This is a genomic window from Pseudomonas sp. rhizo66 (assembly GCF_031931925.1).
Lineage (GTDB): Bacteria > Pseudomonadota > Gammaproteobacteria > Pseudomonadales > Pseudomonadaceae > Aquipseudomonas.
The window spans coordinates 31,958-45,049 of record NZ_JAUJWZ010000018.1 but is presented as its reverse complement, the minus strand read 5'-3'; the positions used below and the strand labels follow the sequence as shown (position 1 = coordinate 45,049).

The window sequence follows — 13,092 nt, the reverse complement described above, 5'->3', positions numbered from 1 at the left end:
TTTCGGCGTTTGTGTGGGGACGGGAGAAAATCGGTAAAAAATCGTACAAAAATATCGACTGACCCGCCGCCATCGCGAGCAGGCGAAGGCCTGTAGGTTTCAGTGGCGTTCACAAAACCTGAGTGCCCCGCAAATCACTGTGGGAGCTTGCCTGCAAGCGAAGGGGCCATTGGCGGCACCGCGGGAAACCCAAGCCGGAACACGGTCATCGCACCCGGCAAACTCTTCACCTCCGCCACACCCTGATGCAGGCTCATGATCGAGCGCACGATCGCCAGCCCCAACCCGGTGCTGCCCTGCGAACGCGAGCGGCTGCTGTCGACGCGGTAGAAGCGGTCGAACAGATGTGGCAGATGTTGTGCTTCAATTCCGGCCCCGGGGTTGCTGACCAGCAGGGAGGCCTGGGTCGCACCTTGTTCGATCAGCAACGTCACGGTTTTCCCGTTCGGGCAGTGGCGCAACGCGTTGGAAAGCAGATTGGAAATCGCCCGTTGAATCATCAGCCGATCACCCAGCACCGACGCGCTGCCGACAACGTTCAAATGAATGCTCTTATCCTGCGCCGACAGCGAAAACATCTCCGCCACCTTCGCCGCTTCTACCTCCAGCGCCACCGGTTCAAACGGTGCCAGCGATGACGGATGGCTCACTTGCGCCAGAAACAACATGTCCGAGACAATCCGCGCCACGCGCTCCAGTTCCTCGGTGCACGACACCAACACATCTTTGTACTCATCCACCGAGCGCTCGCGCGAAAGCGTCACCTGCGCCTTGCCCATCAGGTTATTGATCGGCGTACGTAGCTCATGCGCCAGGTCATCGGAGAACTGCGATAACTGCTGCACCCCGGCATCCAGCCGATGCAGCATGAAGTTGATGCCCTGCGCCAGTTCGCTCAGTTCCTGCGGCATGTTGACCACGGACAATCGATGGTCCAGATCCTGGGTCGAGACCATCGCCGCGACCTTGCGAAACTCACGCAGTGGCGCCAAACCACGCTGCACCGCGCCCCAGGCGGTCAGGCCGATGAACACCAGCAACAACGGCAGAGCGATCAGCGTCGAGCGCAGATAAGCGCTGAGCAACGCCTGATCGTGGGCGTTGTCCATCGACAGCAGCACCGGCACGCTGCTGCCGTCCTTGAGACGAATCAGCTTGGAAGCAGTGAGGAATTTAGCCCCTTCAGCATTGATGCTGTCGGAGTAAGCCAGTTGATCAGTGGTCGCCCGCACCGCTTTCAATTCAACCCGTGGATCGCTCAAACCACTGCCGGATTTGAGCAGCGGCGCGCGCAAATTCAGGCGGTCATAAATCGTCAGAGTGAGGTTGTCATGACCCATCACCTGATCGAGCAGAATATGCGGCTTGCCGGTGATTTCATTGGCATCGACGTATAACGACAAGCTGTGTTCGACCTGCGCCATCTTCTTCTCGAGACTGTCGCGGGACAGCGCATTGAGTTCATGGGTCAACGCGAAATAGGCGAGGATCGCCAAAAAAACCACCAGCAGCGCACCGAGAATACTCACCGTCAAACCCAGGCGCATCGACAGGCTGGAGGGCTTCATTCCCGTGCCTCCAGCACATAACCGACACCGCGCAGGGTGTGGATCAGTTTACTGTCGAACGGATCATCGATCTTCGCCCGCAAGCGGCGGATCGACACCTCGACCACATTGGTGTCGCAGTCGAAATTCATGTCCCACACCAGCGAGATGATCTGCGTACGCGTCAGCACTTCGCCGGACTGGCGCATCAGCAGATGCAGCAGGGCGAATTCCTTGGTGGTCAGGTCGATACGCTGCGCGCCACGAAACGCGCGATGGCGGCCCGGATCGAGTTCCAGATCGGCGACTTTCAGCACCTGCGGCACCGGGATGTTTTCGCTGCGCCGCATCAACGTGCGCACCCGCGCCAGCAGCTCAGGAAACTCGAACGGCTTGACCAGATAATCGTCGGCGCCCAGATCGAGGCCGCGAATTTTGTCGGCCAGACGCCCGCGCGCGGTGAGCATCATCACCCGCGTGGAGTGAGTGCGGCGCAGTTGTTCCAGTACGCTCCAGCCATCCAGTTCCGGCAGGTTCACATCGAGAATAATCAGGTCATACGCGTGTTGTTGCGCCAGGTGCAGGCCATCGGCACCGGTGGCGGCGTGGTCAACGACATAACCACTTTCGGTCAAACCCTGATGCAAGTATTCGGCAGCTTTAAGCTCGTCCTCGACGACAAGGATTCGCATGATCTTTCACCACTTTTATTTAATGGGTATTTAATTAAGGTGACCGGGAAAGTTATTGTTTTTGTAAGGTCTTCCGGACGTTGTTCAATAACGATAAGAAGCCCCTCACCCTAACCCTCTCCCAGAGGGAGAGGGGACTAAACGTGGGATGCTTCAGAACTGCACCGACGTGGACCATCTTTACGGAATCCATAGTCGACTTGATTTAACAGGTCGATGGAAAGTGTCATACACCTCGGTCGGCTCCCTCTCCCCCCGGGAGAGGGCTGGGGTGAGGGGAAGTGCGGACAATAAAGGTTGTAGCGGCTACAGGGTCAACCTCCAAGCGCTTTAAAACGCTGCTCTGCGACACCCGGTCACAGCACAAGCCACAAAATCCCCATGAGTTTGATTCCGGCAAGTGCAATTCAGCAGATAACTACCGTGTTTTTGTTTCGATGTATTTCGATAAAACCATTTGCACTTCGCATCCTAGAACAAAACAACTTCGGCAAACCGTGGATAACGGATTTGTAATGTTCCAGTCACCTTGTCGATAAGTTCAAAACCCTACCGTGGCGGCATCAAAAATCCTCAATTGAAGGAAGTCTTCCATTGCCCGGTTCAAGACAACTGACGGCGCGATCACGCCTGCGAAAAACAGCCAGCGGCATTCTGTTGTTGGCCAGTACCAGCCTTGCCAGTGCATCGACCCTGACCCTCGAACAAGCGCTGCAAACCGCCTTCGCCGGCAACCCGGAACTGGCCGCTGCGCAATGGGAAATCGGCATTGCCGAAGGCGATCGTCAGCAGGCCGGGCTGATCCCCAATCCTGAATTGTCGTGGGAGGCCGAGGACACCCGGCGCAATTCGCGCACCACCACAGTGATGCTCAGTCAGCCGATCGAACTTGGTGGCAAACGCGGTGCACGCATCGATGTTGCCAGCCGCGCGCAGGACGCCGCCGGCATCGAACTGGAGCGCAAGCGCAATGCCCTGCGCGCCGATGTCATTCAGGCGTTCAACAGCGCGCAAACCGCGCAGCAGCGTTTGCAGCTGTCCCGGCAATCCCTGCAATTGGCCGAGCACGGTTTACGTGTTGCCCAAGGGCGCATCGAGGCAGGTAAATCGTCGCCTGTCGAAGGCACGCGGGCGCAGGTGCAGCTCTCGGAAGTGCGCCTTGAATTGAGCCGCGCCGAACGCGATCAGGCCACCGCGTACCAACAACTGGCGCAGGTCATGGGCGCGCCGCTACCGACCTCGACCAAGGTGCAGGCGCTCACGCAAAGCATGCCGGCCGTACCACCACCGACAAGATTGCTCGAGCGTCTGAACGAGACTGCCGAACTGCGTCTGGCCAAGCTGCAGATCGATCAGCGCGAAGCATCGCTGGGCCTGGAAAAGTCCCAACGCATTCCCGACCTCACCGTGAGCATCGGCAGCCAATACAGCGAAACCGAGCGCGAGCGGGTCAACGTGGTCGGCCTGTCGATGCCGATTCCGCTGTTCAACCGCAATCAGGGCAACGTACTCGCCGCAGCACGCCGAACCGATCAGGCGCGGGATCTGCGCAACGCCACCGAGTTGCGCTTGCGCACCGACATCCAGACCAGCCTGGAGCAATGGCAGACCGCCAACGGCGAAGTCACCGCGTTCAACCAGACCATCCTGCCCGCCGCGCAAAGTGCAGTCGACAGCGCCACCCGTGGTTTCGAAATGGGCAAGTTTGGCTTCCTCGATGTGCTCGACGCCCAGCGCACGCTGATCGCCGCGCGCAGCCAATACATCCAGGCCGTCAGCGAAGCCACCGACGCCCGGGTACGCATCGAACGGATCTTCGGCGACCTCAGCGTCAGCCCTTGAATTTCACTTTTCACATCACTGCGCGCAGGTATGACGCAGAGGAGTTTCCATGGATAAAAAACTGATGGTGGTCGCGGTGGCGACGTTGGCGCTGGGCATTGGTATCGGCTCGCAGTGGTCAGGTAACGCAAGCATCGACGCGCATGCCGACGAGGCTTCCGAGCATGCCGATCACGCTGAAGAAGGCGCAGCGGCTGAACATGCCGAAGAAGGGCACATCGAATTGAGCGCCGAACAGATCACCGCTGCCGGCATTCAACTCGCCGAAGCGCAGGCGCAAAACATCAGCCGCGGCCTGCCGTTCCCCGGCGAAGTGCGCTTCGACGAAGACCGCACTGCCCACGTCGTGCCGCGCGTCCCGGGCGTGGTCGAGTCGGTGGCAGTCAACCTCGGGCAAACGGTGAAGAAGGGCCAGTTGCTCGCGGTGATCGCCAGTCAGCAGATCTCCGACCAACGCAGCGAACAAGCCGCCGCGCAACGTCGTTTGGCCTTGGCGCGTACCACCTACGAGCGCGAGAAAAAACTCTGGCAGGACAAAATCTCCGCCGAGCAGGATTTCTTGCAGGCGAAGCAGGCGCTGGAAGAAGCGGAAATCGCCATGAACAACGCCCGGCAGAAAATCAGCGTGCTCAGTGGCAGCGTGGTCGCCACGGGCGGCAATCGCTACGAATTGCGCGCACCGTTCGAGGGTGTAGTGGTGGAAAAACACCTGACGCCGGGGGAGGTGGTCGATGAAACCACGGCGGCGTTCACCCTCTCGGATCTGTCGCGAGTGTGGGTGACGTTTGGCGTTTCACCGAAGGATCTGAACAAGGTTCAAGTAGGCAAAGCGGTCACCGTCAGCGCCCCGGAATTGAACGCGGAAGTCGTTGGCAGCGTGGCTTACGTCGGCAGCTTGCTCGGCGAACAAACCCGCACCGCGACCGTTCGTGTAACGCTGGAAAACCCCCAAGGCTCGTGGCGCCCCGGTCTGTTCGTCACCGCGCTGGTGGCGACCGACAGCCGCGAAGCAAAAGTCGCCGTGCCGGAAACCGCGATCCAGACCGTCGAGGACAAGCCCACGGTGTTCGTGCGCACCGACGATGGTTTCGAAGCGCGCGCAGTAGAGCTGGGCAGCCGCGCCGCCGGCCACGTCGAGGTCACCCAAGGCCTGGAAGCGGGCGTGCAAGTCGCCAGCGCCGGCAGCTTCGTCCTCAAATCGGAACTGGGCAAAGCCTCAGCCGAGCACAGTCATTAATTCTGGAAGGTCCTCATGTTCGAACGCCTGATCCAGTTTGCCATCGAGCAGCGCATCATCGTCCTGCTCGCCGTTCTGCTTATGGCCGGCCTCGGCATCGCCAGTTATCAAAAACTGCCGATCGACGCCGTGCCGGACATCACCAACGTCCAGGTGCAAATCAACACCGGCGCCGCCGGGTTCTCGCCGCTGGAAACCGAGCAGCGCATCACCTTCCCGATTGAAACCGCCATGGCCGGTTTGCCGGCGCTGGAGCAGACCCGTTCGTTGTCACGCTCGGGCCTGTCGCAAGTCACGGTAATCTTCAAGGACGGCACCGACCTGTTCTTCGCCCGCCAATTGGTCAACGAGCGTTTGCAGATCGCCAGGGCGCAGTTGCCTGAAGGCGCGGAAGCAGTGATGGGGCCGATTTCCACCGGTCTCGGCGAGATCTTCTTGTGGACCGTGGAAGCCAAGGAGGGCGCACTCAAGGACGACGGCACAGCCTACACACCGACCGATCTGCGGGTGATTCAGGACTGGATCATCAAGCCGCAATTGCGCAACGTGCCGGGTGTGGCGGAGATCAACACCATCGGTGGTTTCGCCAAGGAATATCAGATTGCGCCGGACCCGAAACGCCTGGCCGCGTACAAGCTGACCCTCACCGATCTGGTCACTGCGCTGGAGCGCAACAACGCCAACGTCGGCGCCGGTTACATCGAGCGCAGCGGCGAGCAATTGCTGATCCGCGCGCCGGGGCAAGTGGCGAGCACCGAGGACATCGCCAATATCGTCATGGCCAATGTCGACGGCACGCCAATCCGGGTGAAGAACGTCGCGACAGTGGAAATCGGCCGCGAATTGCGCAGCGGCGCGGCCACGGAAAACGGTCGGGAAGTGGTGCTCGGCACGGTATTCATGTTGATCGGCGAGAACAGTCGCACGGTCTCGCAAGCGGTGGCCAGCAAGCTCGAACAGATCAATAAATCCCTGCCCCAAGGCGTGATCGCCGTGCCGGTGTACGACCGCACGCACCTGGTCGACAAAGCCATCGCCACGGTGAAAAAGAACCTCATCGAAGGGGCGATTCTGGTCATCGCGATTCTGTTCCTGTTCCTCGGCAACATCCGTGCGGCGCTGATTACCGCGATGGTGATTCCGCTGTCCATGCTGTTTACGTTCACCGGGATGTTCAGCAACAAGGTCAGCGCCAACCTGATGAGCCTCGGCGCGCTGGACTTCGGGATTATTGTCGACGGCGCGGTGGTGATCGTCGAAAACACCCTGCGTCGGTTGGCCCATGCGCAGCAGCATCACGGTCGTTTGCTGACCCGCGCCGAGCGTTTCAAGGAAGTCTTTGCCGCAGCGAAAGAGGCGCGGCGACCGCTGATCTTCGGCCAGCTGATCATCATGGTCGTGTACCTGCCGATCTTCGCCCTGAGCGGTGTCGAGGGGAAAATGTTCCACCCGATGGCGTTTACCGTGGTGATTGCGTTGCTCGGTGCAATGCTGCTTTCCGTGACCTTTGTGCCAGCGGCCATCGCGTTGTTCGTCACTGGCAAGGTCAAGGAAGAAGAGGGCGCGGTGATGCGTGGTGCGCGTCGTGTTTATGCACCGGCGCTCGCCTGGGTCATGTCTCATCGCACAATCGCAGTGGGTGCGGCGTTGGGCGTGATCGTCCTTAGTGGCGTGCTCACCAGTCGTATGGGCAGCGAATTTGTGCCCAGCCTCAGCGAAGGCGATTTTGCCCTGCAAGCGCTGCGCGTGCCGGGCACCAGCCTGACGCAATCGGTGGATATGCAGCAGCGGCTGGAGACCTTGATTCTGGCCAAGGTGCCGGAAGTCGAACGCGTCTTTGCCCGCACCGGCACAGCGGAAATTGCCTCCGACCCGATGCCGCCGAACATCTCCGACAGCTACGTCATGCTCAAGCCGAAAGAGCAGTGGCCGGACCCGGGCAAGTCCCGCGAAACCCTGATGGCCGAGTTGCAGGCTGCCGCCGCGACACTGCCGGGCAGCAACTATGAACTGTCACAGCCGATTCAGTTGCGCTTCAACGAACTGATCTCCGGTGTGCGCAGCGATGTCGCGGTGAAGGTGTTTGGCGATGACATGGACGTGCTCAACGCCACCGCTGCGAAGATTGCGACGGCGATGCAGAAGGTCAATGGCGCGTCCGAGGTCAAGGTTGAGCAGACTACCGGGTTGCCCGTGCTGACCATCAACATCGATCGCGATAAGGCCGCGCGCTACGGGCTTAATGTCGGTGATGTGCAGGACACCATCGCCGTCGCGGTGGGCGGGCGTCAGGCCGGGACGTTGTATGAGGGTGACCGGCGTTTCGACATGGTCGTGCGTTTGTCCGATGCCATGCGCAAGGACATCGACGGTTTGTCGGCGCTGCTGATTCCGGTGCCCGCACCTTTGAATGGAGCGGCGAATCAGATCGGCTTCATCGCGCTGCAAGACGTCGCCAGCCTCGACCTGGTGCTCGGGCCGAATCAGGTCAGCCGCGAGGACGGCAAGCGTCTGGTAATCGTCAGCGCCAACGTGCGCGGGCGTGATATCGGCTCGTTTGTCAGCGAGGCCGGCGAGGTGATCGAACGTGATGTGCAGATCCCGGCCGGTTACTGGACCCGTTGGGGCGGGCAGTTCGAGCAGTTGCAATCGGCGGCCAAGCGTTTGCAGATTGTGGTGCCGGTGGCGCTGCTGCTGGTGTTCGGCTTGTTGTTCATGATGTTCAACAATCTGAAGGATGGCTTGCTGGTGTTTACCGGGATTCCGTTTGCGTTGACCGGTGGGGTCATGGCGCTGTGGTTGCGCGATATTCCGCTGTCGATTTCTGCTGGCGTCGGATTTATTGCATTGTCCGGGGTGGCGGTGTTGAACGGCCTGGTGATGATTGCGTTTATTCGTAATTTGCGTGAGGAGGGGCGTTCGCTGTCCGACGCTATCAACGAAGGCGCGCTGACGCGGTTGCGGCCTGTGTTGATGACGGCGTTGGTGGCGTCGCTGGGGTTTATTCCGATGGCTCTCGCAACGGGAACAGGTGCTGAAGTGCAACGGCCACTGGCAACCGTGGTGATCGGCGGAATCCTGTCTTCGACGATCCTCACGCTGCTGATGTTGCCGGCGCTCTACCAACTCGCCCATCGCCGGGATGAGGACGCTGTTCCAACTAAATAGGTAATCCCCCTGTGGGAGCGAGCCTGCTCGCGAAGACGGTCTGTCAGTCAACAATGATGTGACTGAACCACCGCTTTCGCGAGCAGGCGCGCTCCCACAGGGGTTATGTGCACTGATCCGGCACATAACGGATATGTAATTTCCCCGCCACCGTCACGAAAGGTGCGCCTTGTTACCTTGATCCCGTCAGCTACTTAAACGAGGAATCAACGATGAAACTTGCCCAACTCAGTACCTTCGCAGCCGCTCTGGCGATCTCTTCCGTGGCCCTGGCCGAAGGCGGCGGCGACCGCACATTCGAGCGGATGATGACCAGCAATGACCGCTCCATGGAGCTGTTCGTCGCCAAGGAAAAAGCCGCCGGCAACCCGGTGGTCGTCAACGACAAGAAAGACGAAAAAACCCGCGATCTGTAAGCCTGATGCAGTTATAGAAGCCCTTCATCGCGCATCGATGCCGGGCTTTTTTTCAAGCCCGGACGGGAAGGAAATGGATATGAAAATACTCAAGTTGATCGCATTCGCCGCTGTCATGGCGATGTCTGTGAATGTGCTGGCTGAAGGTGGCGGTGACCGCACTTTCGAACGTGCGCTCAGCGCCAACGCCAAAGCCATGGAACAGTACGCCGCCAACCAGGGCAAAGCACCGCCGGTGGTGAAGGATTACGCGTACGGCATGAAGCTGGACGTGGTCAAAGTGGTGAGCGTGGTGAAGCCGCAGCCTGCGTGCAAAGTGGTGCCGACGGCCATGACTTATGAGGATTCCAAGGGTCAGCTCAACACCATCAAGTACAACGTGATGGGCGTGTGTCGAAACGGCGGCAGCTGAATCTGTAACGCCTGAACGCGGTCCCCTGTAGGAGATGCCGAAGGCTGCGATCTTTTGATCTTGATCTTAAAAATCAAAGTCAAAAGATCGCAGCCTTCGGCAGCTCCTACAGGGCCGAATTTCAATATCACGATGCGTATTTCAATTCGTGATGTTTAAAGGCTGTGTTAGAAATACGGAACCTTCCCACAATGTTTTCAGGTTGTCCGTCGGACGTCCGCTCTCTAGCCTGTGTGGGTCGCTGCCAATTCAGCGATCGGGATTGGAACCCCGCGGCTCAACTGAAGCAAAACGCACTGTTCATGACGTATGCTTGCGCACTTTCATGTGTGCACTCCGTTATGGCGGCTGTGCGCGGGAGACTTCGAGTCTGTCGGGTTTGCTCAGTTGCCCGGGTTCCAACCTGCGTACAGCTGCCACCCTTTCGCGTGGAACCGAAAGGGCCAGCTCCACCTTCAAGCTGAGTAAAACATTATGAAAAAGCCAACCCCAAATCCCCCCGAAGCAGACGCCATCCCCGACGCCAACTCAACATCCCCCCACGCCTCCGTCGACACCCGAAAACTCCACGAAGCCGCCGACCGCGCCCTCGACTTCTACCTCAAACCGTCAGCCGCGATCATGTCCGCGCCGTACATTCCCAACCAGATGTTCCTGGTCAATCCCAACGCCGACACTGAATCGCTGCTGGCCAACGCCAGTGAATCGCTGTCGTCGGCCACAGTCATGCTCGGTGACTTCGCGGCATTGCTGGAAGGCACTCATCGCAAGACGCTGTTGGGGATTGCGCAGGTCGTCATGCTCGGCGAACTGGCGGTGAACAAAGCGCTGGACCGGATCAACGTGCCGACCTAGTTGCCGCTTTTGATCTGAAGGCAGTAAAGAACCCGGCCCCGCACGCAGGGCCGGGTTTCTCCCGTGACGACTATTTCGCCGGCAGCGACTCGACATCCACAACGGCCGGCACCGGCGCGGCCTCATGGTTCAATTTGCGTCGGGCAATCTCGGCGCCGCGCAAACGCAGCGGCGTTTCGATAAAGCGGTAATTGAGTTCACTCAAGACCACCAGCACAACCACTGACGTCAGTATCAACTCCAGGGTAAAGCGCCCGTCCAGCGGCACGCCCTGACTCGCCGCCACACGCGTCCAGATCTCGGTACTCAGGTGATTGGTAAACACGTGGATCACGTACAGGCCATACGACCGCGAGCCGAGCCACTGCATGAAGCCACGCATGAACACCGGACAATAGATGTAGCCTTTCTGGTAACTCGCCAGCCAGACAATCACGAGCGCGACGATCGCGACCATGCCCACCGCAATCGGCATGGCGATCAGCTGTATGGCCACGGCGCCGAGCATGTAGAGCAGAAACAGCGTGCACAGCAGCGGTTTGAGCGTCCCCTGACCCAGCCCGAGCGGTTCGATCTGCTGGTAGAGACGGGTGCGAGTGAACAGGCACAGGACAATACCCCATAGCATGGCGTCGAGGCGGAAGTTTGCGAGCAGGCTGCTTGTCGGGGTGCCGAACGGATTTCGATCCAGACCGAATTGCAAGGCAATCAGCGCCAGCAGGGCAATGATCCGCCAGCGCGGCGCCGTGATAAACAGCAGAAAAAACGGCAAGAAAAAGTAGAACTGCTCTTCCAGCGCCAGGCTCCAGTAGTGAGGGCTGGAACCCAATAGCGAGTCGTAACCGTGTGCCAGGTTAGCGCTGAATGTCGCAACAGCGGTGAAGCTGCGCAGGTTGTCGAACCACGAACCGAAGGCGTTCGACTGGTTGAATACGAGGGAGAAGCACAGTGGCATGAGGATCCACAGCCAGGCGGTGGGCAATAGGCGGTAGGCGCGCCGCAACCAGAAACACGCTGCTGCCAGACCAAACTGACCCTGCGTGCGGTGCTTGTCGAAGTAGTCCAGATAAGCCTTGCTCACCACGAAACCGGAAATGCAGAAGAATAGATCTACCCCTGTCCAGGGCATGAAAATCGAGAATATCCTCAACAGCGTATCGGTATGGAACGGCAACATCATGGTGACATGGCTGAAAAAGGTCAGGCCGACAGCCACGCCTCGCAAGTATTCGATCTCCAGGTTTTTACGGCTACTCATCGGTCCCTCGTTATTGTTGTTTGTCCGCCCGGGCGAAGATGGCAGGTGGCCTGCGCTTCGGTCAAGGCAACGAGAGCTTTTTCCAGCGCAAAAAAAAGGCGCCCCGAAGGGCGCCAAAAGATTCACCTCTTACCAAAGGAGCAAGGCGCTTCTAAAGGTGAATTTGCATCGACCATGCAGTCAGAGAATGGCCAGTGGGTATTCGACAATCACCCGCACTTCTTCCAGGTCCGACTCGAACGCCGTGGCGCGGGTGGTGGCCTGGCGCAAGCGCAGTGACAGGTCTTTCATCGAGCCGGTTTGCACCACGTATTTGACTTCGATATCGCGCTCCCAACGCTTCTGATCGGTCAGCGGATTGCCCTCGGCATCGCGGCGCATGTACACGGCGTTAGCGTTGGAATAATCGGCGTCGGTGCCGCGCGCGTAGCGGGTCATGAACGACAAGCCCGGTACGCCGTAAGTGCTCATGTCGAGGTCATAACGCACCATCCACGAACGTTCTTTCGGTGAGTTGAAGTCGCTGTACTGGATCGAGTTGTCGAGGAAGATCGAGTCGGACTGGCGCAGGTAATCGAAGTCGTCATTGCCGTTGTTGCGCTGGTGGGAGAGGGCGACCGAGTGGGCGCCGAGTTTCACGCCGATACGGCCGCTCCAGATGTTGTTGTCGAATTCGCCAAGCAGTTGTTTGCCTTCGTCGACGGCCTTGTAATAGTTCAGGCCACCGAACAGCGACAGGTCATCAGAGAGTGGGTAGGTCCAGGCAGTACCGGCGTAGTACTGATTCCAGGCGTCCTTGAGGCGACTGGAGTACAGGCTGAAACTGAGGTTCTTGTTCAGCACATAATCGCCGCCGCCATACGCGATCCACGGCGAATTGACCGGGCCTGCGTAAAACGTGGCGAAGTTCTCGCGCATGTCGCTGGACACCGGTTGGCTCATCGCGTGCAATCGACCGCCCTGCACCGACAGACCTGCGATGCTGGTGTTGCTCGCCGTCACCCCGCGAAAGCTCTCCGGCAGCAAGCGCGAATCACCGGCCGCCACCACCGGATTGGCCGGGAACACATCACCGGCCTTGATCACTGTATCGAACGCCCGGATTTTCGCGGCGCCACCCACCTTGGTGTATTCGTCTCGCGCGTCGCCGTCGCTGTTGACCGGCAACACATCAAACGAGCTGCGCCCGCCATTACGGCCGTCGCCGGTATCGAGTTTCAGACCCATCATCGCAAACGCATCAACACCGACCCCGACGGTGCCTTGGGTAAAACCGGATTCGAACTTGCTGATGACCGCATGCGACCAGGCTTCGGAATAACCGTTGCCGGTCGGGCTTGACTGGCCGTTGCGATGATCACGATTGAAGTAGAAGTTACGGTTGAGCACCGTCAGGCTGCTGCCTTCGACGAAGCCTTCAGGCTTGTCTTCTGCAAACACCATGGACGGCCCGGCGCCGACCACCACCGCTAAAGCGGCCATCGACATTTTTGAATTGTTAACCATCAAACACTCCTTGGGTTCGGCAGAACGGGAACGTGCGTCGGCGTGGTTTTATTGTTCGACGGGCAAGGGCCCGCCGGCATTGGTCGCCGGGTCACATCGTTGCAAGCTGCGGATAACGCCAAGGTGATGAGGGAATTACAATTTCGTCATGTGGTTATA

General features: G+C 59.2%; 10 protein-coding genes. 6 read left to right on the top strand and 4 right to left on the bottom strand.

Features of this window, described 5'->3' with window-relative positions:
* Window positions 1–134: 134 nt before the first annotated feature.
* Window positions 135–1,568, bottom strand: coding sequence for a heavy metal sensor histidine kinase (locus QZR14_RS20835; protein WP_311997629.1), 1,434 nt, complete (start codon window positions 1,566–1,568; stop codon window positions 135–137).
* On the bottom strand, window positions 1,565–2,239 hold the full coding sequence (locus tag QZR14_RS20830; RefSeq protein WP_311997628.1) for a heavy metal response regulator transcription factor: 675 nt from the start codon (window positions 2,237–2,239) through the stop codon (window positions 1,565–1,567). Before QZR14_RS20830 ends, QZR14_RS20835 begins: the two co-directional genes overlap by 4 nt.
* A 594-nt stretch (window positions 2,240–2,833) precedes the next feature.
* Here QZR14_RS20830 and QZR14_RS20825 point away from each other — a divergent pair.
* The 6 genes from QZR14_RS20825 (at window position 2,834) to QZR14_RS20800 (ending at window position 10,169) form a co-directional block, all read left to right on the top strand.
* Window positions 2,834–4,081, top strand: a complete 1,248-nt coding sequence (locus tag QZR14_RS20825) for a TolC family protein (RefSeq protein WP_311997627.1) — start codon at window positions 2,834–2,836, stop codon at window positions 4,079–4,081.
* A gap of 49 nt (window positions 4,082–4,130) precedes the next feature.
* On the top strand, window positions 4,131–5,318 hold the full coding sequence (locus QZR14_RS20820) for an efflux RND transporter periplasmic adaptor subunit (RefSeq protein ID WP_311997626.1): 1,188 nt from the start codon (window positions 4,131–4,133) through the stop codon (window positions 5,316–5,318).
* A 15-nt stretch (window positions 5,319–5,333) separates the two neighbouring features.
* Complete coding sequence (locus tag QZR14_RS20815; RefSeq protein WP_311997625.1) at window positions 5,334–8,486, top strand: CusA/CzcA family heavy metal efflux RND transporter; 3,153 nt, start codon at window positions 5,334–5,336, stop codon at window positions 8,484–8,486.
* A 212-nt stretch (window positions 8,487–8,698) separates the two neighbouring features.
* Window positions 8,699–8,902 (top strand): co-regulatory protein PtrA N-terminal domain-containing protein, encoded by a 204-nt coding sequence (locus QZR14_RS20810; protein ID WP_311997624.1) that lies wholly within the window; start codon window positions 8,699–8,701, stop codon window positions 8,900–8,902.
* Between the two features lie 79 nt (window positions 8,903–8,981).
* A complete protein-coding gene (locus QZR14_RS20805; protein WP_311997623.1) occupies window positions 8,982–9,314 on the top strand; it encodes a DUF2790 domain-containing protein in 333 nt (110 codons plus the stop codon).
* Window positions 9,315–9,788: 474 nt separating this feature from the next.
* Window positions 9,789–10,169 (top strand): DUF6124 family protein, encoded by a 381-nt coding sequence (locus QZR14_RS20800; RefSeq protein ID WP_311997622.1) that lies wholly within the window; start codon window positions 9,789–9,791, stop codon window positions 10,167–10,169.
* 70 nt (window positions 10,170–10,239) lie between these two features.
* Here QZR14_RS20800 and QZR14_RS20795 read toward each other — a convergent pair whose 3' ends face one another.
* Both QZR14_RS20795 and QZR14_RS20790 read right to left on the bottom strand, forming a co-directional pair.
* On the bottom strand, window positions 10,240–11,427 hold the full coding sequence (locus QZR14_RS20795; protein WP_311997621.1) for an acyltransferase family protein: 1,188 nt from the start codon (window positions 11,425–11,427) through the stop codon (window positions 10,240–10,242).
* A gap of 180 nt (window positions 11,428–11,607) precedes the next feature.
* Window positions 11,608–12,933 (bottom strand): OprD family porin, encoded by a 1,326-nt coding sequence (locus QZR14_RS20790; protein ID WP_311997620.1) that lies wholly within the window; start codon window positions 12,931–12,933, stop codon window positions 11,608–11,610.
* Window positions 12,934–13,092 lie beyond the last annotated feature (159 nt).